At 68.4% G+C, this 22,725-nt stretch carries 21 protein-coding genes and 2 pseudogenes; 8 read left to right on the forward strand and 15 right to left on the reverse strand.

The window, feature by feature from the left end:
* Window positions 1-85 precede the first annotated feature (85 nt).
* The 5 genes from IEZ17_RS37860 to IEZ17_RS37880 all read right to left on the reverse strand — a co-directional run bounded on the left by IEZ17_RS37860 (window position 86) and on the right by IEZ17_RS37880 (window position 2,501).
* The gene (locus tag IEZ17_RS37860) at window positions 86-406 is read right to left on the reverse strand and encodes a chorismate-binding protein (RefSeq protein ID WP_373300067.1); all 321 of its coding nucleotides are present in this window, start codon (window positions 404-406) and stop codon (window positions 86-88) included.
* A 181-nt stretch (window positions 407-587) separates the two neighbouring features.
* A complete protein-coding gene (locus tag IEZ17_RS37865) occupies window positions 588-902 on the reverse strand; it encodes a cupin domain-containing protein (protein ID WP_189308170.1) in 315 nt (104 codons plus the stop codon).
* A gap of 72 nt (window positions 903-974) precedes the next feature.
* Window positions 975-1,801, reverse strand: a protein-coding gene (locus IEZ17_RS37870) for an IS5 family transposase (protein WP_373300068.1) whose coding sequence is annotated in 2 segments (ribosomal slippage) — window positions 975-1,486 and window positions 1,486-1,801 — 828 coding nt in all. Because the reading frame shifts where the segments join, the coding sequence is not laid out codon by codon here.
* 83 nt (window positions 1,802-1,884) lie between these two features.
* Window positions 1,885-2,319: a hypothetical protein gene (locus IEZ17_RS45110; RefSeq protein WP_189308172.1), complete on the reverse strand. Its 435-nt coding sequence runs from the start codon at window positions 2,317-2,319 to the stop codon at window positions 1,885-1,887.
* Entirely contained in the window at window positions 2,316-2,501 is a 186-nt protein-coding gene (locus tag IEZ17_RS37880) for a helix-turn-helix domain-containing protein (protein WP_189308173.1), read from the reverse strand. The genes IEZ17_RS45110 and IEZ17_RS37880 overlap by 4 nt, the downstream gene beginning before the upstream one ends.
* 1,019 nt (window positions 2,502-3,520) lie before the next feature.
* Here IEZ17_RS37880 and IEZ17_RS37885 point away from each other — a divergent pair.
* Window positions 3,521-5,056 carry a serine/threonine-protein kinase gene (locus IEZ17_RS37885; RefSeq protein ID WP_189308174.1) on the forward strand — a complete coding sequence of 512 codons (1,536 nt, stop codon included), beginning with the start codon at window positions 3,521-3,523 and terminating at the stop codon, window positions 5,054-5,056.
* Between the two features lie 41 nt (window positions 5,057-5,097).
* Here IEZ17_RS37885 and IEZ17_RS37890 read toward each other — a convergent pair whose 3' ends face one another.
* The 6 genes from IEZ17_RS37890 to IEZ17_RS37915 form a co-directional block, all read right to left on the reverse strand.
* Window positions 5,098-6,081, reverse strand: coding sequence for a sugar-binding transcriptional regulator (locus tag IEZ17_RS37890; protein ID WP_189308175.1), 984 nt, complete (start codon window positions 6,079-6,081; stop codon window positions 5,098-5,100).
* 30 nt (window positions 6,082-6,111) lie between these two features.
* Complete coding sequence (locus IEZ17_RS37895; RefSeq protein ID WP_189308176.1) at window positions 6,112-6,591, reverse strand: ATP-binding protein; 480 nt, start codon at window positions 6,589-6,591, stop codon at window positions 6,112-6,114.
* 340 nt (window positions 6,592-6,931) lie between these two features.
* The gene (locus IEZ17_RS37900; protein WP_189308177.1) at window positions 6,932-8,014 is read right to left on the reverse strand and encodes an ABC transporter ATP-binding protein; all 1,083 of its coding nucleotides are present in this window, start codon (window positions 8,012-8,014) and stop codon (window positions 6,932-6,934) included.
* Between the two features lie 56 nt (window positions 8,015-8,070).
* Window positions 8,071-8,949 carry a carbohydrate ABC transporter permease gene (locus IEZ17_RS37905; RefSeq protein ID WP_189308178.1) on the reverse strand — a complete coding sequence of 293 codons (879 nt, stop codon included), beginning with the start codon at window positions 8,947-8,949 and terminating at the stop codon, window positions 8,071-8,073.
* Window positions 8,949-9,893 carry a carbohydrate ABC transporter permease gene (locus IEZ17_RS37910; protein WP_189308179.1) on the reverse strand — a complete coding sequence of 315 codons (945 nt, stop codon included), beginning with the start codon at window positions 9,891-9,893 and terminating at the stop codon, window positions 8,949-8,951. Before IEZ17_RS37910 ends, IEZ17_RS37905 begins: the two co-directional genes overlap by 1 nt.
* Window positions 9,894-9,924: 31 nt before the next feature.
* Window positions 9,925-11,295: an ABC transporter substrate-binding protein gene (locus IEZ17_RS37915; RefSeq protein ID WP_189308180.1), complete on the reverse strand. Its 1,371-nt coding sequence runs from the start codon at window positions 11,293-11,295 to the stop codon at window positions 9,925-9,927.
* A gap of 263 nt (window positions 11,296-11,558) precedes the next feature.
* Between IEZ17_RS37915 and IEZ17_RS37920 the strand changes: the two genes are divergently transcribed.
* A complete protein-coding gene (locus tag IEZ17_RS37920) occupies window positions 11,559-12,350 on the forward strand; it encodes a DeoR/GlpR family DNA-binding transcription regulator (protein WP_189308181.1) in 792 nt (263 codons plus the stop codon).
* A 135-nt stretch (window positions 12,351-12,485) separates the two neighbouring features.
* Here the strand turns inward: IEZ17_RS37920 and IEZ17_RS37925 are convergent, their stop codons facing one another.
* Complete coding sequence (locus IEZ17_RS37925; RefSeq protein WP_189308182.1) at window positions 12,486-13,172, reverse strand: TioE family transcriptional regulator; 687 nt, start codon at window positions 13,170-13,172, stop codon at window positions 12,486-12,488.
* A 78-nt stretch (window positions 13,173-13,250) separates the two neighbouring features.
* On the opposite strand from IEZ17_RS37925, the gene IEZ17_RS37930 reads away from it, so the two are divergent.
* Both IEZ17_RS37930 and IEZ17_RS37935 read left to right on the forward strand, forming a co-directional pair.
* Entirely contained in the window at window positions 13,251-14,435 is a 1,185-nt protein-coding gene (locus IEZ17_RS37930; protein WP_189308183.1) for an erythromycin esterase family protein, read from the forward strand.
* A gap of 749 nt (window positions 14,436-15,184) precedes the next feature.
* Window positions 15,185-15,685, forward strand: coding sequence for a DUF1003 domain-containing protein (locus tag IEZ17_RS37935; RefSeq protein WP_189308184.1), 501 nt, complete (start codon window positions 15,185-15,187; stop codon window positions 15,683-15,685).
* Window positions 15,686-16,256: 571 nt separating this feature from the next.
* Here the strand turns inward: IEZ17_RS37935 and IEZ17_RS37940 are convergent.
* The gene (locus IEZ17_RS37940) at window positions 16,257-16,667 is read right to left on the reverse strand and encodes a hypothetical protein (RefSeq protein ID WP_229853029.1); all 411 of its coding nucleotides are present in this window, start codon (window positions 16,665-16,667) and stop codon (window positions 16,257-16,259) included.
* A gap of 765 nt (window positions 16,668-17,432) precedes the next feature.
* The gene (locus IEZ17_RS37945) at window positions 17,433-17,654 is read right to left on the reverse strand and encodes a hypothetical protein (RefSeq protein WP_189308185.1); all 222 of its coding nucleotides are present in this window, start codon (window positions 17,652-17,654) and stop codon (window positions 17,433-17,435) included.
* Between the two features lie 501 nt (window positions 17,655-18,155).
* Here IEZ17_RS37945 and abc-f point away from each other — a divergent pair.
* From abc-f to IEZ17_RS37960, 3 genes and pseudogenes are all read left to right on the forward strand, one after another.
* Window positions 18,156-19,790, forward strand: a complete 1,635-nt coding sequence (gene abc-f, locus IEZ17_RS37950) for a ribosomal protection-like ABC-F family protein (RefSeq protein WP_189308186.1) — start codon at window positions 18,156-18,158, stop codon at window positions 19,788-19,790.
* 80 nt (window positions 19,791-19,870) lie between these two features.
* Window positions 19,871-20,118: pseudogene (locus IEZ17_RS37955) on the forward strand (ATP-binding cassette domain-containing protein); the annotation flags it as partial.
* A 136-nt stretch (window positions 20,119-20,254) separates the two neighbouring features.
* Window positions 20,255-20,558: pseudogene (locus IEZ17_RS37960) on the forward strand (CGNR zinc finger domain-containing protein); the annotation flags it as partial.
* Window positions 20,559-20,572: 14 nt separating this feature from the next.
* On the opposite strand, the gene IEZ17_RS37965 reads toward IEZ17_RS37960, so the two are convergent.
* Window positions 20,573-21,211: a sensor histidine kinase gene (locus tag IEZ17_RS37965; RefSeq protein ID WP_189308198.1), complete on the reverse strand. Its 639-nt coding sequence runs from the start codon at window positions 21,209-21,211 to the stop codon at window positions 20,573-20,575.
* Here IEZ17_RS37965 and IEZ17_RS37970 point away from each other — a divergent pair.
* The gene (locus tag IEZ17_RS37970) at window positions 21,152-22,513 is read left to right on the forward strand and encodes a DUF2079 domain-containing protein (protein WP_189308199.1); all 1,362 of its coding nucleotides are present in this window, start codon (window positions 21,152-21,154) and stop codon (window positions 22,511-22,513) included. The two genes, IEZ17_RS37965 and IEZ17_RS37970, sit on opposite strands and share 60 nt — an antisense overlap.
* Window positions 22,514-22,725: the final 212 nt, after the last annotated feature.

A 22,725-nucleotide genomic window follows, 5' to 3' on the forward strand; every position in this document is an offset into this window, starting at 1 on the left:
CAGACACTCCTCGCAACCTGGGCCGGCGCCTGCCCCACCTGCCACCGCGACATACCCACCTCAATGCCAACCTGACCAAGCACTACTAGTACGTGTGGAACCCGGACCCGCGCGTCCGCCCCAGCCGCCCCGTGCTGGGTTCTCTGGACTGGACCGCGACCGGATCGTCGCTTCCTTCTGCGTGCCCCTTGCACGCGTGAGGATCGGTCAGGTGGGCCGGGAGTGGGGTGTTGGGGCGGGAGTCCTCGAACTCGGCCGCCGGGTCGGAGAGCGCGACGATCGCCCCGCCGATGCCGTAACGCACCGGCCGGGCCGGCGTGACGATGGCGGTGCGGATGACGATGCTGAGATCGGCCGCGTCGAACAGGATGATGCACGCGCACAACTCTGCGTGACCGTCGGTCATGCTCATGTCGCTAGTGGCGGGAGCGGCCGTGGACGCAGATGTCTGGGATTCTCCAGGGACTTTTCTAGGACTTTCACGGCCGTCCCAGAGGGATCCCAGGGACTCTCCGCCGTAAGAACGCGTAACACGATCACTCGTTGCAGCGACGGTCGGCGGCCACTCGGCGAAGCCGCTGGGGGCTTCACAGCAAGCCGGGCTCCTGCCCGGCAGTGAGCGGGAAGTAGCCAAGGAAGGTCACGTTCTCGTCCAGCGCGTCGAAGTGCGCGATGGGAACCCCGGCGGGCTCGAAGAACACATCGCCCGGACGCAGAATCACCTCGGCCTCGCCCTCGACCTGGAACAGGACCGAGCCCTTGACGATGCTCCCGAATACCGGCCCGTTGTGAACATGCCGCCCCGCGGGGTGCCCCGCGAGAATATGGATGCGCCTCACCTCAACCCGCTCAGTCGCCAGTGCTATTGGCAGCCGTCCCTCCAGCAGCACCTCGCGGGTCATCGGTTGCTCAGGGGTCGGGGCACTTCCCGTGATCGAATCCTCCTACGCCTCGTGATCAAGCCAGGCATGGGTCTACGAATCACACGTGTGGCTGTACGAGCCGCCCCGACAAGAGAGGACCTTCTTCAGCCGCCTCCAGCAGATGAGGCTGCAGCCCAACGCGAGCAGGCCGTCGTGGAGTTCGAGGCGCCGTTCCCATCGGACGGCGAGGCGTTTGAACTGGTGGAGCAGGGCGAAGGTCTGCTCGACGACGTAGCGCAGCTTGCCCAGCCCCTTGACGTTCGGGGCGCCTCTGCGGGAGATCACCGGCGTGATCCGACGTTTGCGCAGTTCACGGCGGACGGCCTGGGAGTCGTACGCCTTGTCGCCCAGCACGGCGCCGGGGCGCCGACGGGGATGGCCCGGCCGCCCGGCCACCGGCGGGATGCCGTCGACCAGGGCCAGGGGCTGCGTGATGTCGTTGACGTTCGCCGCGGTCGTGACGATGTGGAGAGGGGTGCCCTTCCCGTCGCAGATCAGGTGGTGTTTGCTGCCCGTCTTGCGCCGGTCGACCGGCGACGGGCCGGTCGCGGCGCCCCCCTTTTCGCGCGGACGTGGGAGCCGTCCACGCACGCGCGGGACCAGTCCGGCTCACCCGCCGCGTTCAGTTTCGCAAGCAGGATGCGGTGCAACTTCTCGAAAACCCCCGCCTGTTGCCAGCGGTCGAGACGTCGCCAGCCAGTCTGCCCGGAACCGAACCCCAGCTCCAGCGGTAGGAGCTGCCACGCGATGTCCTGGTGCAGGACATACACGATGCCCTGCAAGCACAGCCGGTCAGGCACCGGTTTCGGCCCCGGCGACCGCTTGGGCCAGGGCGGCAGCAGCGGCTCGACCAGCACCCACAAGTCGTCGTCCACGATCCACGGCCGAGTCGTCACACCCACCCGAACGGTCAGATCGTCACAACAGCCACTCCCAACCCGAACCGTTCAGCAAGATCCTGTTACGAGCTCCAAGCAGGGAAGGCCCTGACAGCGCTGAAAGAGACGAACACGCTGGTCAGGGCCTGTTTCCAGCACTCGACGATGTTCACCGAGAGACCGCCGCGGGCCGTCTCCTTGCGCTTGACGCTCATGGTGACGTCGGTCTTCTTCAGCCGAAGGAGACGCGGTGGTGGCTGTCGCCGCGCAGCGACATCCGAGCCGAGGGGATGACCCTCACGGTGGTCATCGAATATGCGGAGCTGACCTCCGCCGAGATACTGATCACCCGCGCCTTGCGTGATTCTGACGCGAGGTTGAGATTGGGAGCAGCGGAATGTACCGGAACTACCGGTAGTACGAGGAGAACGCCCGCCCCGCTCTTCCGCCCCTGCGTCGATCATGCTCTGGAGCAGTGAGGGGGCGGCGTGCAGCGGTTCTTTGAACTCCTCATTCATGCAGCCTCTTGCTCGCGGCAGTTGTCTTCCAGCCAGGTCTTGATTTCGCCAGGCCAGAACCGCAGTTGTTGCCCCACGCGGAAGCTGGGGATGGCCTGCTTCTCGCGATTGCCGTAGACCCATGAGGTGGGCTTTCCGAGAAATTCGGCCAGGGCCGGCACGGTCCACATTGCTTGGTCCATGGTTGTTCACTTCTTCCGTAGATCGGGAGTGCGACAGGATAAGGACGGATCACGGCCGCACCAAACGACCCCATGCAACGCCACTTGACCTTCCTGGGATCGTCCTGACGAGCGTCCGCGAGGGAGTCGGCGCTGGGACTGCGATGACGCAAAGTGGAGAGTGAGCGTGTCGCGACCCGGGGCTGTCCGCGGGTCCACCCGGCAGTGCTGGAAACCAGCACCGATCCAGCACAACACCCCCGACCGGACCGGAATGGACGGCAGTGGAAGTCAGCACGAAGTCAGCACGAAGTCAGCACGAAGTCAGCACGAAGTCAGCACGGCTCGGCTTGGGCTCGTTCGGAGTGAACAAGCCCAAGCCGTTGACCTGCATGTTTGCCACCCGGTCCGGCGTCTGCTAAGAACCCACATCCCAGTTCGACGGCGAACTCCTCACCCTGTACTTCCTGTTGGGCGAGCACGGGGTACCGCGGACGGTCGGCGAGTGCGGCGAGTTCCGTCGCCGTGGGCACGACGAGGCAGCCAGCGAAGGACTCGCTGTCGGCACGCCCGTCGCACGCCGGGCAGGCGGAGGCATGGTCCCCGCGTCCGGAAGCGGGTCCTCGTGGTGACTGCCGCCGGCAGTGTTCGTGCCACATTCGTTGCCCGGGGCACGGAGAGCCACCACGACCGCGCTCAGCTGGTACGTACGTCGGTGCGCCGGCAGTGCGGCGGGCGGTTGCCCGGAGGCGATCGAGTCAGCGGTTCGCCGGTTTCGCTGCCGCGATCTCGCAGGTACACAGGTGAGGTTCACGGGGATGGGCGGAGCGTCCGCGTCGCGCCAGGAGGGGCGACAAGGGCGGATATGGGACCGCCTGCGCGAGTTGCCCCGCCGCGTCCCAGAGGGCCTGCCCGCCAGCCCGGAACGCCGTCGGTAGCCCGGGAAGTCCGGTGCCATGGCGCGCGGTGAGCACGCGTTATGGTGCTCCCGCAATCCGTTCAGGCGTGCTCAGACGCGCGGGGAAGAAGAAGGTCTCACGGTGTCCGATCTGGGGCGACTGATAGCCAACCGCTACCGGTTGGTAGAGCGTGTGGGCCGCGGCGGCATGGGCACTGTGTGGCAGGCCGAGGACGAACTGCTCGGCCGACGCGTCGCCGTGAAGAAGCTGCACGTTCCGCCGCACCTGCACGACGACGAGGTCCAGCGGCTCTACGAACGCACCCGGCGCGAGGCCCGCAGCGCTGCCCGGATCACCCACCCCAACGTGATCGTCGTGCACGACGTCGTCGACGACGAGGGCCTGCCCTGCATCATCATGGAGTACATACCCTCCGTCACACTGGGCGATCTCGTGAAGCAGCGGGGCACGCTGCCACCCGACGAAGTGGCCCGGATCGGCCGCATCATGGCCATCGCGCTCCGCGCCGCGCACGACGCCGGAGTGCTGCACCGGGACGTCAAGCCGGCCAACGTCCTCCTCGGGAACGACGGACGAATCGTCCTCACCGACTTCGGGATCGCCGCGGAGCCCGGGACGCCGTCACTGACCAAGACCGGCGAGTTGGTCGGATCGGTCCAGTACCTCGCGCCGGAACGCCTCCGGAGCGGGATCGCCGAGCCCGGGCCCGCCTGCGACCTGTGGTCCCTCGGCGTGACGCTTTACCAGGCGGTGGAAGGGCGCCTCCCGTACCAGCGGGACACCGCGATCGAGACGGCGTATGCCATCGCCGCCGAGGCGTACGAACCCCCGCGCAGTGCCGGGAACCTGACGCCGGTGATCCAGGGGCTGCTGATGAAGGACCCTGCCGAGCGCATGGACGCTCACGAGGCCGAGCGCCTCCTCGGCCATGCGGTCGCAGCCGGGACCGCACCCCTCGCTCCGCCCACGCGGCCGGAGCGTGTGGACGACCTCGTGGCCTCTGAGCCAGTGGGCAAGCGCAGCCGCCGCACGGCACTGTGGATTGTCTCGGCGGTGGTGGTCGCCGCCGTGACCGGCGGCGTGCTGCTGTGGACCAGGGGCGGTACTCCTACGGCGAGCGCCCACCCGTCCGAGACCGGCACCTCCAGTCACTCTCCGAACCCCAGCTCCTCCCCACCGCCACCGGTTCCTGCCGGATACCACCTCAAGACGGCCGACCAGGGCTTCTCCATCCCCGTACCGGACGGCTGGACTCCCAAGAAGGTGCCCGGCGGTGAAGTCGCCTACATCGACCCGTCCGAGCGGGTTGGTCTGCGGGTCGACGTTGTCGAGTTCGCGGGGTCCGATCCTCTTCAGCACTGGCGTGACACCGAAGAGGCCCAGACACGTCGCGACAACCCGGGCTATGAGCGGGTCAGAATGGCTTCTACGACATTCCGGGGGCGGCCCGCAGGGTACTGGGAGTTCACCTTCCGCGGCCAGGTACGCCAGTTCCGCGCGGTGGAGTTGGCCTTCAGCGGCACCGATGGCACTCAGTACGTGGTCTACTTGTCCGCGCCGAACGCGCAATGGACCCAGTACCGGCCGGTCTTCGACACCGCCGTCAAAGGAATCCGCCTCCGTGAAGAGACGCCGGGAAGTTCCCGTCGGCCTTGAAAGCCCGCGCTGTCGTTCGTAGCTCAACCCGGGCGCGGAGTTCATGCGAGCAGATACTCGGCCACGCCCGTGTCCGTGACGATGCCGTTGAACAGGCCGGTCTTCAGAGCTGCCGCGGTGGCGGCGGCCCGCTGGGCGCCATCGGCCAGGAGAATGACGTCGGGTACGCGGCGCAGTTCCTCGAAGCTGATGGCGATGATCCGTTCGGTCAGTTCAGGGGCGACGATCCGGCCCTCCGCGTCGAGCAGGTGACCGGATACCTCGGCGCACGTTCCCAGACTCCGGTAGTTCTCACGCTCCGCGTCGCCGAGTGCGTCGTAAATGGTGGACAGCCCCGGTCCCCAGGCGCCGACCGTGATGACTGCCTTGGTCACCTCGCTGAACCGGCTGACTGCTTCGACGATGCCGGGATGCCGGCGCAGCATCCGGGCTGTCGCGCCGTCAGGCAGCAGCAGTGGTGCGTAGATGGGGTAGGCGACGCCTCTTGATACCGCCGCGGCTCGGCGTACTGCTTCCACGGCATTCGCGTCGACCGGCCGCAGCGGGGTGACCCCGCACAGTTGCACAACGGTGCACCGGGCCAGGGCGGTCAGTTCCGGGCTGAGTGCCTCGATCTCGGGGCCCCAGATGAGCCCGAGGACATCGTCCTCAGTGACGATCTCGGCAAGCAGGCCCGCTGCCACGGCGCCGAGGCGGTGGGTGACCAGCGCTGCACCGCCTGGGTCTTGTACCTGGGAGGTGAAGACGATGGCGTGACGGAGGCCGTACCGGGTGCGCAGGGCATCGGATCGTTCGGCGTCCAGCTCGGGGGGCAGTCGGATATCCAACCGGATCAGACCGTCGCGGAGAGCGGTCTCCAGCATCCGGGCGACTTTGAAGCGGCTGATGCCGAACTCCGCGGCGATCTCGATCTTGGATTTGCCCTCCAGATAGAACCTCCGGGCCATGGCGGCCGTCTGCACGAGTTCTTCCGGACCCGCGTGGTGCGGGCGGGCTCCGGTCCTCGCCTTTTCCCGGGTACTCATGGTGAACACCTCAGAGTCATGACGGACACCTCAGATCGCGTGTGTGCCGGTCGTGCGCGGCAGGCGGGCCCGAACCCATTTGCCACCGCTCGGATCCCTGCCGGAGGTCCAGGACTCGGCAAGTGCGGCGATGATCGTCAGCCCGCGTCCGCCGTCGTCTCCCTGTCCGGCCGCGCGCTGTACGGGCAGGACCGCTGATCCGTCACGCACCTCGATGTGGAGCACATCGGGGCGCAGTGCCAGTTTGAGAGTGATCATGGAGTCCGGCCCCTGCAACAAGCCGCGTTCGGCCATCAGCAGTGTCGCCCCGTGGCGGATGGCGTTCGTCGCCAGCTCGCAGACGATCAGCACCGCCGCCTCGATGAGTTCCTCGCCCTCGTCCCACAGGCGCAGGCACTCCCTGGTGAAAGTCCGGGCCTGCCGGGCAGCGGGCAGAACCGCTTTCAATTCGAGCGAGGCGGAGGCGACTTCGGTATGAGGGGGCACGGCGCATTCGGCCAGAGCAGACATTTCCTTGACCCTTCAAGAAAATCCGCGATCCGCTTCGAGGGTGCCGCGTCCTCAAGGCGGGGTTCCTGCTGCAATGCGGGGGATCAAGGGCCGTGTGCTTCATGGATGACACGAAGACTCGGACATCCCGCGCTGCAACTACTGCAACTACTGCAACTTGCACTCAAACGAGCAATTGCGTCTCATATGTTCACTTGCTCTTCCATTAGAACTCGATGCCGGGTGAAGTCAATAGGTCTGAGGGGCTTCGATGGAAATTTTTCAAGAATTGAGCGCACGGTGCCCAAATGAGCAGAAAGAGGTGCTCTATCGGTGACCGTGCGCAACAATTCGGGGACGTTCAGTCCAGCCGTTCGCCGGTGCCGGGGTGGAAGAGGTGGATTTCGCCCGTGTCGCGGAGCCCGGCGTTGACGGTCCGCCCGATGGCCGGCGGGGTGCGGCCGTCGACGCGAAGGACGAACCGCTGGTCCGGGGCACCGAGAAGCGCCTTGCCGTGCAGATAGGCATCCGCTCCGAGTTCCTCCACGAGTTCGACGGTGAGTTTGAAGCCATCCTGCTCCGGGCCGACGAGTCGCAATGCCTCCGGGCGGATTCCGAGTGTGACCTCGGTGAGGTCGGCGGTGGCACCGCGCGGCAGAGGGAGGACGACCTCGCCGAGGTGTGCTCCCCTCTCGCTCACGGGCACGGTGTGCAGATTCATCGCGGGCGAGCCGATGAATCCGGCGACGAAGGCGTTCGCGGGCCGCTCGTAGAGGGTTCGCGGGGTGTCGCACTGGTGCAGGACTCCGTCCTTGAGCACGGCGACCCGGTGGCCCATGGTCATCGCTTCCACCTGGTCGTGGGTGACGTAGACGGTGGTGGTGCCGAGCCGTGCCTGAAGGGCCGCGATGTTGGCGCGGGTTTCCACGCGCAGTTTCGCGTCCAGGTTGGACAGCGGCTCGTCCATGAGGAACACCGAGGGTTCCCGCACGATCGCCCGGCCCATGGCCACCCGCTGGCGCTGCCCGCCCGAGAGCGCCTTGGGTTTGCGGTCGAGGTACTTCTCCAGGTCCAGCAACCGCGCGGCCTCCGTCACCTTCGCGGAGATCGTTTCCTTGGGCACGCCACGAAGCTTCAGTGCGAAGCCCATGTTCTGCCCCACGGTCATGTGCGGGTACAGCGCGTACGACTGGAAGACCATCGCGATGTCCCGCTCCTTCGGGGGCGCGTGGGTCACGTCGCGGTCGCCGATCGCTATGCGGCCGGAGTCGATTTCCTCCAGCCCGGCGAGCATGCGCAGCGCGGTGGTCTTCCCCGATCCCGAAGGGCCGACGAGTACCAGGAATTCGCCGTCGTCGATTGCCAGATCCAGCCGGTCCACCGCCATCACGGGCGGTGTCCCCGGGTAGATCCGGGATGCCTGCTCGTACCGAACCTCAGCCATGTTTCCTCACTCTTCCTCTTTCCCATGGAGCCGTCGGGACACGGGACGGCGGGGCATTACTTCACTGCGCCCATCGACAGGCCGCGGACGAGTTGCTTCTGGGCGATCCAGCCGGCCAGGAGCACGGGCAGACAGGCCAGGGTGGCGGCGGCGGCGAGCTTCGCCCAGTACAGGCCCTCGCTGGTCATGAAGCCGACGAGGAAGACGGGCATGGTCGCCGCCCGCACCGACGTCAGGTTGAGCGCGAAGAAGAACTCGTTCCAGGAGAAGATCACGCAGATCAGCGCGGTGGCCGCGATGCCCGGAGCGACGATGGGCAGCATGATCCGGGTGATCTCCTGGCGGAGTGTGACACCGTCCACCCTGGCGGCCTCCAGGACCTCGCGGGGGACCTCCAGGAAGAACGAGCGCAGCATCCACACCGCGATCGGCAGGTTCATCGCGGTGTACAGCACGATCAGCGTGCCGACGTTGTCCAGCGCGCCGAGATCGCGCACCGCGAGGTAGATGGGGATGATCGCCGCCACCACCGGCAGCATCTTCGTGGAGATGAAGAAGAACAGCGCGTCCCGCCACTTGCGGACGGATCTGATCGACAGGGCGTAGGCCGCCGGAATGCCCAACGCCAGCACCAGGATGGTGGAAAGCACGGTCGCCAGCGCCGAGTTGGCCAGGTACGGACCGATACCGCCGGCGAACACCGCCTTGAACTGGCTGAGCGTCGGCGAGAACACGAGGTGCGGGGTGGTCGTGTAGGCGTCGGACTCCTGCTTGAACGCCGTGAGCGCCATCCACAGCACGGGGAAGAAGAACACCAACCCGGCCAGCCATGCGCCTGCGGTCCAGGAAGCCGTACCCAACAGGCGTCGTAGTGGGCCGCGTGTCGCGGTACGCGGGGTTGCCGTGCCGGCGGGCGAGGCGGGGGCGGCGGTCATCACGCCCTCCCTTCGGTCGTGGAGAACACCGTGAAGAGCATGCGCAGTGCGACCGAGGCGACGGCGATGGTGCCGATGACGGTCACCACGCCGAGCGCGGATGCCTGCCCGACGTCGAAGCCGAGGAACGCACGCTGGTAGAGGTAGTAGGGGAGGTTGGTGGTGGCCGTCCCCGGACCGCCCTGCGTTGTCATGAAGATGACGTCGAAGGTGTTGACCAGGTAGATCGCTCCGAGGAGCACTCCCAGTTCGATGTAGGCGCGCAGGTGCGGCAGGGTGATCGCGCGGAATGTCGTCCAGGGTCCGGCTCCGTCTACGCGTGCGGCCTCCAGTACCTCGCCCGACTGGCTTTGCAGCCCGGCGAGCACGATCAGCATCATGAACGGTGTCCACTGCCACACCAGCACGGTGACGATCGAGGCCATCGGGAAGTGGCTGACGAAGTCGACGGGCGCGGCGCCGACCAGGCGGAGCAGGTAGTTGACGATGCCGTAGACCGGGTCGAGCATCGTGGTCTTCCACAGCAGCCCGGCGACGGTGGGCATGATCAGGAACGGGGCGATCAGCAGGGTGCGCACGATGCCCCGGCCGGGGAACTTGCGGTCCAGCAGCACCGCGAGGCCGATGCCGAGCACCATGGAGATCGCGACGGCGAGGAGGGTCATCTCGATCTCGGTGAACAGCGCGCTGCGGAACGCGCTGTCGGTGAAGACGTTCGCGTAGTTCCCCAGCCCGACCCAGTGCTGGGATCCGGGGCGTACCAGGTTCCAGGACTGGAACGAGAAGATCACCGTGAACACGAACGGGATCTGCGTGACGATGATCATGAACAGCAGTGCCGGTGCCAGTGGCAGACGGCGCTGCCATGCCTCGCGGCGTGCCGTCGCGGGGGGCCGCGATCCGGGCATCATCGGCCCGGGGCGGGGTGGGACGAGGGTCGCCATGACGCCTCCCTTCTGGTGGTGGACGGTCCGGTCAGGGCTGCTGGTAGGTACGGCCGACGGTCTGGGCGTACTGCTGGGACTGCGCCAACGCGTCGTGCACCGACTGCTGTCCGGCGATGGCGGCGGTGACCTGCTGACTGACGCGGGTGCCCAGGTCCTCGAACTCGGGGATGTCCAGGAACTGCACGCCGGTGTACGGAACGGGTTCCACCGTGGAGCGCGCCGGGTCGGTGCTGCTGATGGCCCGCAGGGTCGGTTCGGCGAAGGCGGCGGCTGCCTTGCGGTACTGCGGGATCTGGTACGTGGAGTTCCGGCTGCCCGGCGGCACCCGCGACCAGCCCAGCTTTTCGCCGACCAGCTTGATGTAGTCCTTGGACGTCGCCCAGGACATGAACTGCCAGGCGGCCTGCTGGTGCGCGCTGGTCTTCGGGATGGCCAGCGACCAGGTGTACAACCAGCCCGAGGACGCCGTCTTCTCGACCGGGGCCGGCACGTATCCGATCTTGCCGACGACCTTGCTGCTGGTGGGGTCTTCCAGTGACCCGGCCGCCGAGGTGGCGTCGTACCACATCGCCGCGGTGCCCTGTGTCATGTTCGTACCGCATTCGGTGAATCCGGCGGTGGGTGCGCCTGGTTCGCCGTCGCGGCGCAGCAGGTCGGTGTAGAAGCCGACGGCCTTGTGCACCGCGGGTGAGGTGAGCTGGGCGTTCCACTGCGGGTCGTACCACCGGCCGCCGAAGGTGTTGATCACGGTGTTCAGCGGCGCCAGGTTCTCACCCCAGCCGGGGACGCCGCGCAGGCAGATGCCGGCCATGTGGTGGGACGGGTCGTTCAACTTGTCCGCCAGAGCGGCCACTTGGGTCCAGGTCGGATGGGCGGGCATGGTCAGGTGGTGGGCCGCGAAGACGTCCGTGCGGTACATCAGGAACGACGACTCGCCGTAGAAGGGCACCGAGTACAGGTCGCCGTGGGAGGACAGGGACGCGCGGACCGGGCCGATGAAGTCGTTCGGGTCGTACCCCGGTGTGCGGTCGGCATACGGCTGGAGGTCGACCAGCCAGCCGTTGCGCGCCCACATCGGCGTCTCGTAGTTGCTGATCATCACCACGTCGAACTCGTGGCTGCCGGTTGCCACCGACTCCGTGATCTTCTGACGCGCCTCGTTCTCCGGGAGGGTGACGTAGTGGACGTGGACGCCCGGGTGCGAGTGCTCGAAGGACGAGGTCAGTGTCTCCACGTCCTGCATCTGCGGGTTGGCGACGATCGCCACGGTGATGGTGGTGCCCGAGGAGGACCCGCCGCTGATCGCGCCGGCTCCCGCGCACGCCGTGGCCGACAGCAGCACAGCGGCGATCGACGCGACCGCGGCGGCGGCACGTCGCCCTGCTAGTCGGATTCGCATCCTTTTCTCCTTGCTGTCGCCCCCTGCGGGGACCACACGGGGATGGGGAGGGTCATGGGCGCTACCGGTCGCGCGCCGGTCGGGGTGGTGGGCGAGGGCCTCCTGACAGCCGCGGCTGCGAGGGGTGTCCCGCTCTCAGGTAGCCGGCGGCCTGATGGTCAGCATCTTGAATCGCATCTCGGATAATTTCAATAACTTCTCAGAGAGTGTGTGATGATTGTGTCTGCGGCGCGGACCGCACAGCAGGAGCGAGGGGGTAGGGCATGCGACCGAGTCGGGGTTCGGAGGCCGAAGTGGAGGAGCGCCGTCAGCTGGTTCTGCGCCAGGTGACGGCCGAGGGGGAGGTCCGGATCAGCGATCTCGCCGAACGCCTCGGCGTGAGCCTGATGACCATGCACCGCGACCTGGACAACCTCCACGAACGGCAGCTGCTGCGCAAACGACGCGGGGTGGCGTCGGCCTTCCCCACCGTCACCGTGGAAAGCGCGCTGCGCTTCCGCGAGCACTCCAACGTGGCGATCAAGGAAGCCATGGCAGAGGCGCTCGCCGACCAGGTCACCCCGGGCACCACGGTGCTGGTCGACTGCGGCTCCACCCTCTTCCCGCTCGTCCGTCGTCTCCGTGAGGTCGAGGGACTGCGGCTGATCACCAACTCGCTGCGCGTGGCGTACCTGCTGAACGGCTCGGACGTGCAGGTGACGCTGCTGGGCGACCGCTACTACCCGGACTTCGAGTCCTGCGCGGGACCGGAGACCCTGCGGCAGCTGGAACGCGTACGTGCCGACGTCGCCTTCCTCACCGCCACCTCCATCAGCGAGGGGCGCCTGTTCCACCCCATCCGCGAGTACGCCGACAACAAGGAGGCGTATGTGCGGGCGGCCGAGCGTATCGTCCTCGCCGTCGACCACAGCAAGTTCGGCCGCACCGCCACCTACGCGTACGGCGACGTGAGCGGCTACGACCTGCTGGTCACCGACTCCGCCGCTCCCGCCGACGAGGTGCGGAGCATCGCCGACCTCGGTGTCGAGGTGCACACGGTCGACCTCCGCGAGTGAGCCACCACCCGTCCACCGCCGCTCCGAAGCCGGTACCTCATCGCGCCCTGCCGCAGCGGTAGGAACTCCAGGCCGGGTGCGGCGATTTGGTGTGTCTGCCGTCGGCACGCACCGCCGGTGATTCGCCGTCAGGCGTCATGGCGTCCCCAAATAGGTGTCGAGCTCGGCGGCGCCCGCCAGCATCGCCAGGCCCCGCGCCGTCAGCCGGTCGCGCCACTCCCGCAGCGTCGCCTGTAGCGGCTCCGGTCCGCCCGCCGTCCGGACCTGCTCCAGCACCCGCGCGATGTGGTCCAGCCCGTGCCCGCCCCGCCGCAGCTGGTGGGCCAGCAGCACGTCGCGCACGTCGGCGGAGCTATAGACGCGGTAGCCGGTGCGCGGGTCGCGCCGGGGCACGATCAGCCCGGCTCGCTCCCATTTGCGCAACGTCGCCGGCCGGATGCCGAGCCGGTGCGCCAGCGGCCCGATGAGCGTCATACCCGGCTCCGGCTCACGCGGCGGCGCCAGGTCGCGAAGCGCCCCTTCCACGGCCTCCAAAGTGCTCCGGTCGCCGGCCAGTTGTGCATGGCTCTCGTCGATCAGCCGCAGCGCCTCCTCGACCGCGCCGCCGTTCACGGCCCGCATGATCGCCCCCGCGGTTGCGTGGTTGTGCGCGGGGATCAACGCCAGGAACGTCCGCAGCGCTGCCGCATGGCGTGGGGCGTAGACGCGGTAGCCGTGCGGCGAGCGCTCGGCCGGCGGCAGAATCCCCGCCTCCTCGTAGTTGCGCACCGCCTGTGTGGACAGGCCGTGCTCGCGCGCCAGATCGATGGGCCGCAACCGCACTTTGAAGGTACGTCCTCGTCTACAGGGAGAAAATGGAGCCAAAGTTTACACCGAAGGTTCAACGATACGGTTGAAGGTATGACGGCCTCGATCCGGGACGCCGCCCGCCCCTTCGTCGGCGGCGCCCTCACCGCGCTCTTGTCTCCTGCTACCCGCCTGCTCGGCCTCGGCGAGCCCACCCATGGCGTCGAAGCCTTCCCTGAGCTGCGCAACGAGCTCTTCCACCACCTCGTCGAACACGAGGGATACCGCTCCATCGCTCTGGAGAGCGACTGCCTGTCGGCCCTGGCGGCCGACGCGTACGTCGCCGAGGGCATCGGCACGCTCGACGATGCGATGAGCCGCGGCTTCAGTCACGGCTTCGGCGCCTCACCCGCCAACCGCGAGCTCCTGCGCTGGATGCGCGCCTACAACGAGCAGCGTCCCCCGCACGAGCGGCTCCGCTTCTACGGCTTCGACGGCCCCCTGGAGATCACCGGCGCCGCCGGCCCCCGACCCGCCCTGAGCACACTGCACGACTACCTCGCCGCCCACCTCGACCTGCCCTGGAGCCGCGAGACCCTCGACGAGCTGCTCGGCACCGACGAACGCTGGACCAACCCGGCCGCCATGATGGACCCCGCCCAGTCCGTCGGCCGCACCCCCGATGCCAAGGAACTGCGCCTGGTCGCCGACGACCTGCGCGCGCTGCTCACCTCGCACGCCCCCCACCTCATGACCGCCACTTCCCCGGACGACTTCTGGCATGCCGACCTGCACGCCCGCACCGCCACCGGGCTCCTGCGCTACCACGCCGGCATGGCCGACACCGCATCCACCCGCATCGGCGGGCTCATGAGCCTGCGCGACACGATGATGGCCGACAACCTCGACGCCATCGTCCGCCGCGAGGCCCGTCGCGGCCCCACCCTCGCGTTCGCCCACAATGGCCACCTGCAACGTGACAAGAGTCAGATGCAGTTCGCCGACCGGCCGCATCAGTGGTGGAGTGCGGGCGCCATCATCGGCACCCGCCTCGGCGACCAGTACGCCTTCGCCGCCTCCACCTTCGGCACCCGCGGCTCCGACGTCCCCCACCCCGACACCCTCGAAGGGTTCCTGTCGGCCTTCCCCGACGCCCGTGCCGTCATCGACCCCGGCCGCCTCGCCGCGGCCCTCGACCGGAAGCTGACGGCCCGAGTCCCGGCCGACCACACTTACGCAGCCCTCGACCCGGCCACCACCGACCAGTTCGACGCCATCGTCTTCGTCAAGGAAATTTGAGCCGCCACCGGTGGCGACGTGGGCGCCTGGACGTCAGGCGGCCGTAGTGATCCAAGCCGGGGTTCCCTGCCTGTTCCCCGGCAGGCCGGGTCGGTGACCCCGCAGGTCGCAGCCGGCCGGTGGGGCGGCCCGCCGGCCAGGCACGCGAGGGGAGCCGCTGGGAAAACAACTGCCGCAGCCCGGGCCCCCGCATCCATCGCTGTCCGCCGCCCGTTCCGCCTGACCGCCAAGCCCCTTCCGGACGAGGAAGAGGTGGGGCCGCCTGCGGTGGCCCCACCTCCCAAGGAACCCCGTTCACGAAGCTCACCGTCACCGGCTGCGAGCTACCCCGGCGCCACCTCCGCGGCCTGCCTGGTGAACTCGGCCATGCAGACCGCGTCCTACGCACCGGCCGCCGCCTCGGTGGCCTGCACCTCATCGGAGTGGGCACCCCGCAGCAGCCCGGCGAACACGCCTACGGCCTCGGCTGTCTGCGGTGGTCGGCTGTGCCGATTCCGGTCCGGGGCCCGGGGTGCGAGCGGGAACCTTGCCCAGTCCTGACGGAACTCGCGCTCCAGGGACGGGTGTTGTGGGTAGAGAGCGCAGTGCGTGCGGAGCAGCGGGTGTGCCGCCCGGTTGTTGCGTGCTCGCCGACTCGGCTTTACGCGGCCGGTGTTGGCCGGCCGCCTGCTCCTACCCCCGCTTCGGCCGCTGCCGTGTGAGTGGCCGAATACAGACCGGGGCGATGCCCCTGGACAGGATGGCAGGCCATGACGATCTATCAGCACTTGCCGCACCCGCACATCGCTGCGCGGCACGCGCAGGGCCCGGTGAAAGTCTGCGATCAGCTTCCGCAGGGCAATGCGGTCACCCGATTCAACACGAAGATCGCCATCGTGATCACGCGAGCCGTCGGCAGTATGTGGTGTGCCTACGCATTCGCGCTGTTCGACCTGATCAGCCTCCCGGACGCGATCAAGGGCGGGGCGTCGGCCATTGTTGCCTGGGTGGCGCAGACGTTCCTTCAGTTGGTCCTGCTGTCCGTCATCATGGTCGGCCAGAATGTGCAGGCCGCCGCATCGGACAGGCGCTCCGAGGCGACGTTCCACGATGCGAGCGCGACCCTGCACGAGGTGGCACACCTGCAAAGCCACCTCGCCGCACAGGACATGCTGCTGACCCGGATCGCCGAGAGGATGGGTGTGGAACCGGTACCGGTCATCGATACCGCCTCAGGCAGCGAGCCGGAGGGACAGAACCTGGCCGACTGATCGCGTGCCGCTCGGACTCCCGTTGTTTCCCGGCCGGTTCGCCGAGACTCGTCGTCCGCGGCGTCGCCTATGCGAAAGCCCTGGGGCTTGCGCGACACCGACCCCGCCCCTGAACGTGACGACGGCCTGTTCAACCCCAACGGGTTGCACAGGCCGTCGTCACGCACATCACCGGGCTGGCCAACGGATTCGTGATGGGTGGGGCGCTCTGGTGTCTGGGGTCGTGGTCGCTGCGGGTTGTCGGCTGAGGGCGATTACCCGCCCGACCACGAGGCTCGCCGGGGCCTTGTGGTGCGGGGGCCGGAATGGCCTACACCATGACCGCCGACGGCTGGATGAACCACGAGCACGACGTCCGCTTACCTCTCGCGGGCCGAACCTCGGCGGCATTCTCGGCGCACGGCTGATCACGGAGCTGTGCAACGTCACCGTCGTTGAAACTCCGTAACGGATGCCGTCGCTCTTGCCGCGGCAACGGCGTCGCGCGGATGTTCCTCGAAGGCCGGAATGCACCTCGTCCGCACAACGGACCGAACCACGTCCGCACTACATGCCCGTCGGGCCGACGGCTTTACAGGCGGACGATGTTGTTGCACCCCTGGGACGTGCCGATCCTGGTGGACTGAATTTCCGGCCTGTCGTGCTCTCTGTGCCAGTTGCCCAGGTGGTTTCCGAACCCGACCTCGCCGAATACGTCGACATTGTCGTCCCACGTCCTGCACGCGGTGTGCTGCCGGATGATGAGTTTGCTGCCGTTCGACTTGCCGTGGTCGTGTCCGCGGCTGGACTGCTGCTGGTAAGCGCCCTTGGGGGCCGACTGGGGACGGTTGTAGTTGCCGTCCTTCTCGCCGCAGGCGTAGGTGGTGCCGGCGCCGAGGAGGCTGACGCTGCCGAGAACGGTCACCACAACGGCAGCCTTGCGAAGCTTGCGCATGTCATCTCCGAAAATCGAGCGGATACGATCGGAATTGATCGACTTCATACGGTTAATGGAGGTTAATGCAAAATGCGGCGCGCCCCATCGTTGACGCGCCGAATCCCATGCCCGTCGTGAACTGGTGCCGCCCCGCTTATCGGCTGACCTGAATTTTCCGATGGCCGCCGGGCGAAGGTTGGTCCGTTTCATCCGTGGAGTGGATGAACAGGGTGTTGCGACGAAGAGCGGTGCGTGCCGACGCCTCGTGAGCCGGCTCCGCTCGCGAGCCCAACGCCCCCGGTCGAGTGGATGCGGTAGCGCAGGTCGGCAGTGATTCGCGAACTGTCGCGAGTTCGCATCCGATGCAATTGGTGGCAATTGGCGGCACTTGGAACATCGATACAGCGGTTGGCGGTGGAAATGGCCTTGGACGTCGGAGGATCCCGGTGGGTGGCGGCGATGGGAAAACGACCTCTGACGACCTTTGCGGATGCCGAAGGCACTGGTGGCCCGCTGAAGGGTCGGCTGCTCGCCGATCGGCCGGACGTTGTGCACGTGGCGGCGGTCCTCGCCCGGTCGGCCGACCTCGCGGAAGCCGAGGGCGCTGGTCCTCGTGAGCCGCGGTCGCCCGCGCGCGCCGGCGGTAACTCATAGGTGAGCCTGGACCGCGCGATGCTGCCGGGCCGGGTGGAGAAGCCCTCGCTCGTCCTCCGTGTCAGGTGGCGGTGGCCCGGCGTGCCGCGAGGTCGAGGAGCTCGTTGAGTGTCCCGTCGAAGGAGCGGATCGGCGTGCCTACCTGGGACCACAGGCCAGGAAGGGGTGGGACGGCCGTCAGGCTGCGGGCGAGGTGGCCGATGGCCGCGTTGTGGAATGCCTCCCGCCCGGTTCCTGGGTGCAGGCATGGAACGCGGACTCCTGACCCGCATGGCAGGCCACGATCGACGCTGGCCGGGCGCGCTGCACTGCTGTCGCGGCGTCGATCAGCCCCAGTTCGATGGCGGACCACACATGGTGGATGGTCAGGTCCGTGCCGATCACGGTGGTGGACAGCATCGTCGCCGGATCCCCCTCGCCCGACGGGCCGGGACGAAGGGGTGCGCGATGGTAGGACGGCCTCACAGGAGCGTAAGGCCGCGTAAGGCGGTCCGAGGCTGCCGCCGACCGACGCACGTCGGCGGCGAGGCCTGGTGGGGCCGGGCGTCCTGGCGGGGGACCTGGTGCTCTGAAGCGCGCCCTCCTCCGTCGCGCGGGCCGCGGGCCTTCGTGCCGGCGGCGGAGGAAAGGGCTTTGGGACGGCCGCGGGACGCCTGATACGGTTGCCGCGGCAGTGATCCTTCGTAGAGGAGTCCAGACATGGTGGGTGACGACGACATCTCCGGGTGATACCCGGATGTGATCGACCATCGGCAGGCGCCCCCGTGGCAGCGCCGCCGTCGTGGTCATCTCGCCGTCCCCTTCTTCCTGTCTCAGGCGCAGTGCCCTTCGCACGGTGGTTTCCGCACAGCGGTTTCCCCACGGAGTGCTCTGCCCTCTTTCCCTCACGAGGTCGTTCCCATGTCCGACGCTTCTGTCATCTGCTCCCAGCTGTCCTTCTCCTGGCCCGACGACACCCCGGTCTTCGAGGGCCTGTCCTTCACCGTCGGCGCCGGTCGTACGGGCCTTGTGGCGCCCAACGGCTCCGGCAAGAGCACCCTGCTGAAGTTGATCGCCGGTGAACTGGACCCCGCAGCAGGGTCGTTGACCGTGCCCGGCACGATCGGCTACCTCCCGCAGAACCTTCCCTTGACCGGTGAACCGACGGTGGCCGAGGTCCTGGGCGTCGACGCGGTGATCCGCGCCATCGACGCCGTCGAGTCCGGTGACGTGAGTGAGGAGCACTTCACGACCATCGGCGACGACTGGGACATCGAGGAGCGCACCCGCGCCCAACTCGACCGGCTCGGCCTTGCCCATCTCGCCCTCGACCGGACCCTGGGCACACTCAGCGGCGGCCAGATCGTCAGCCTCGGTCTGGCGGCGCAGCTGCTCAAGCGCCCCGACGTGCTGCTGCTGGACGAACCGACCAACAACCTCGACCTCGAAGCCCGCCACAAGCTCTACGACGTACTCTCGGACTGGAACGGCAGTCTGCTGCTCGTCAGCCACGACCGGGCCCTGCTGGACCGCATGGAGCGCATCGCCGAACTCGACAGCGGTGAACTGCGGCTGTACGGCGGCGACTTCACCCAGTACGAGCAGGCCGTACAGGCCGAGCAGGACGTCGCGGAGAAGAACGTACGCAACGCCGAACAGGAGCTGAAGCGGGAGAAGCGCGAGATGCAGCAGGCCCGCGAACGGGCCGAGCGCCGCGCGAGCAACGCCGCCCGCAACCTCAAGAGCGCCGGCCTGCCGCGCATCTTCGCAGGGAACATGAAGCGCGGCGCCCAGGAATCCGCCGGCCGGGCGGGCCAGATGCACGCCACCCGCATCCACGAGGCACAGGCCCGCCTGGACGAAGCGGGACGCGCCCTGCGGGACGAGCAGCGGCTCGTCCTGGAGCTGCCCGACACCGACGTTCCCGCCGGGCGCACCGTCATCCTGGGCGAGCGGATGCAGATCCGCCACGGCGAGCGAAACCTGTTCGCGGGAGAGGGCGTCGACCTCACGATCCGTGGGCCCGAACGCATCGCGCTCACCGGCCCCAACGGTTCAGGCAAGACCACCCTGTTGCGGCTGATCGCCGGTGAACTCGCCCCGGACGGCGGGAACATCAAGCGTGCCGACGGGCGGATCGCCTCCCTGTCGCAGCGCCTGGATCTGCTCGATCCCCACCGCACCGTGGCCGAGAACTTTGCGGTGTTCGCCCCACACCGGCCGGAGGCGGAGCGCATGAACCTGCTTGCGCGCTTCCTGTTCCGCGGCCCCCGAGCGCACCTGCCCGTGCGGGTACTCTCCGGCGGCGAACGACTGCGCGCCACGCTCGCCTGCGTCCTGTGCGCCGAACCGGCGCCGCAGCTGCTGCTGTTGGACGAGCCGACGAACAACCTCGACTTGGTCGGCGCGGGCCAGCTGGAGAGCGCCCTGACGTGCTACCGCGGCGCGTTCGTGGTGGTCAGCCACGACGAGCGCTTCCTCGAACGGATCGGCGTCGACCGGTGGCTGCGGGTCACCGGCGGCGAGCTGACGGAGACGGGGGCACCGCACGCATGAGCCGCTGACGTGCCGCCCGTGCCCACGCTGGAGGTGCCGCACCCGGTGGGCCCGGGAACGACCACGTTGGGCGGATCACCATGCATCGCCCTGCCCTGCTCGCATACGACATCGTCCGCACCCTCGGCACCCGCAGGGTCTTCGACGGAGTCGGCCGCACCGCCCCGCCCCGCCCGGCCACCGCATCGGACTGATCGGCGAGAACGGCATCGGCCCATCGACGTTGCTGCGCACCCTCGCCGGTGCCGACGAGCCCGTCTCGGGCAGCGTCGTACGGCCGCCCGACCTCGGGTTCCTGCACCAGGAGATGCCCTGCGACGCCGCGGCTGCCGGCCGCCGGCGACCACGGGGCGGGGGAGCAGACGAGCTGACGAGCCATCTCTCCCCGTGCCAGTGCGACGAGTTGGAGTCGGCGCTGGGCACGGGGCCCGGCGCGATCGTCCTGGCCGGCCACGACCGCTGGCGCCGTGGTCAACGACGCGGCCCGCAGGGCGCCCGCGGCACCGCAGTTGGCCCAACTCCGGTCGCTGGACGGCGGCGACGCAGCGAGAAGCGCTGTCCACCGTCGCCCGGCACACGGTGGAACTGCTGAGCGGCCCGGACGTACCCCTGCTCAAGGAGTGCGGCAACCCCGAGTGCACCCGCAGCTACATCGACCGCTCGCGCGGCAGACGGCGCCAAGGGTGCGGCATGGAGTCCTGCGGCAACAAGCTCAAGGCCGCCGCGTACCGCGCCCGCAGGAAGACCGCGGTCGCCTCCGCGGGGTGACCGCGGTTGTGGCTTCACGCGTCGCCCGGTCCGCGTACCGGAGCCACGCCGCGGCGACCCAGGCAGCCACCAGTGGCACGGCCGCCGCAACCACGGCGTGCGAATTCTGGCCGGAGTTGGCCTGGCCGACACCACCGTGTTCCCTGGTACTCCAGTGGCAAGGGATTGGCTTGGGGCCATCGCAGGACGAAGTGGGCTCCGGTGTTGCTCGGGGTGGCCTGGAGGACGGCGTCGTGGCGCTCGGCGAGTTCTCGGGCGATCGCGAGGCCGAGCCCGGCGCCTCCGGAGTTGCGGGCGCGGGCCTCATCGAGGCGGGTGAAGCGTGGGAAGATGTGCTCACGCTGTTGTGTGGGGATGCCTGGGCCGTCGTCGCGGACTTCCACGACGACCGCACCGGAGGGACCCGGTCTCCCGGCTGCCGGTTCGGTGTGCCCGGTGACGTCGACGCGGTGGTGTGCGTAGCGGGTGGCGTTGTCGAGCAGGTTGCGCAGGATGCGTTCGAGTTCGCCGGGTGCGGCGAGGACTGGAGCTGGGCTGCCGGGGCCGTGCTGTTCGCTGTGTACACGGCCGTTTCGGTGCGAGACCACCAGCGGATGCCGACCACCGGATTCGACCTGGGCATCTTCGAGCAGGCCGTGCGTTCCTACGCGCATGGCCACCTGCCCGTATCCGAGCTCAAGGGCCCGGGCTTCCCGTTGCTCGGCGATCACTTCTCGCCCGTCCTGGCCACCCTGGCGCCCTTCTACCGACTGTGGCCCTCCCCGTTGACGCTGCTTGTGGCTCAGGCGGCGCTGTTCGCCGTGGCAGTGGTCCCGCTGGCCTCGTGGGCGCAGCCGGCAGCCGGCCGGGCAACCGCCCTGGCGGTCGCCTTCGGCTACGGCGCCTCCTGGGGGACAGCCCAGGCCGTGGGCTTCGACTTCCACGAGATCTGCTTCGCCGTGCCGCTGCTGGCCTTCTCGCTGACCGCGCTCGGAGAGGGGAGACTGCGCGCCGCCGTCGTGTGGGCGCTGCCGCTGCTGCTGGTCAAGGAAGACCTCGGCCTCACGGTGGCGGTGATCGGTGCATTGGTGGCCCGGCGTGGGCGTGCACGGCTCGGCGTGGTCGCATCCGCCGTCGGCATCGTGGGGGCACTGCTGGAGGTCCTGGTCATCATTCCGGCGTTCAACCCCGGCCAGGGGTACGCGTATTGGAACAATCTCAGTGTGGGCGGGGCTACCGGGAGCGAGTCCACGGCTGTGCTGCGCGCCGCCCATTGCGTCCTCACCGTGGTACTGCTGCTGGCCCCGACCGCGTTCATGGCCGCCCGCTCCCCGCTGCTGTGGACCGCACTGCCCATCCTGGGGTGGCGCCTCCTGTCGCACAATCCCGCCTACTGGGGCACCAGTTACCACTACAGCGCGGTGCTGATGCCCGTCGTCTTCGCCGCGTTCGTCGGGGCGGTCGCCACCCGGCCGGGTGGGCAACGCGCCGCCCGCACTTACCTGGCCAGCGGCACCGCCATCAGCGTCCTGCTGCTGCCGCTCTTCCCCCTGTCACGCCTCGCCGAGCCCGCCGCCTGGCAGACCGATGCGCGCATCGCCGCCGCCCACCACGTCCTGGACCGCATCCCCGACGGAGCGACCGTCGCCGAAACTTCAACCGACTGGTGCCGCAGCTCACCAGCCGCGCCACCCGTCTCTGAATTCGGTCTGCGCCACAGCAGGCCAGACCCGGAGTGGATCATCGTGGACACCGCCACCCCGCAGACCTGGCCCACCTCAAATGCCCAACAGGCCCGCGACGTCGGCAGTGCCCCAGCCCACGGCTACCGGACGTCATTGACCAGGACAACTACCTCTTGCTGCACCGACCCTGAACTCCATCCCGCTCTCCTGAACAGCGAAGACCCGAGCGTGGGCGCGGACGCCCTCAAGGCGAAGTGCCGTTCCAGGGTGCCGTGCCGTCGTCGGCGTTGACGAAGATTCCGCATGTGCCACGGGCGTGTCGGGCGACCGCTCAAAGCAGCCAGAGATGCATGGCAGTGACCGTGGGGTGCGAATGTGCGCGGGCACACCTCACGGCTCCTCGGCCACCGGGGAGCAACAGGACAGGTACGGAATCGACGGATGGGTGAAGCGCGTGAACCTCCTTTGGTATCTCGTAAAGTTGAAGCTGTCCGGGGGTTTGC

Source organism: Streptomyces albospinus (assembly GCF_014648695.1).
GTDB lineage: Bacteria > Actinomycetota > Actinomycetes > Streptomycetales > Streptomycetaceae > Streptomyces > Streptomyces albospinus.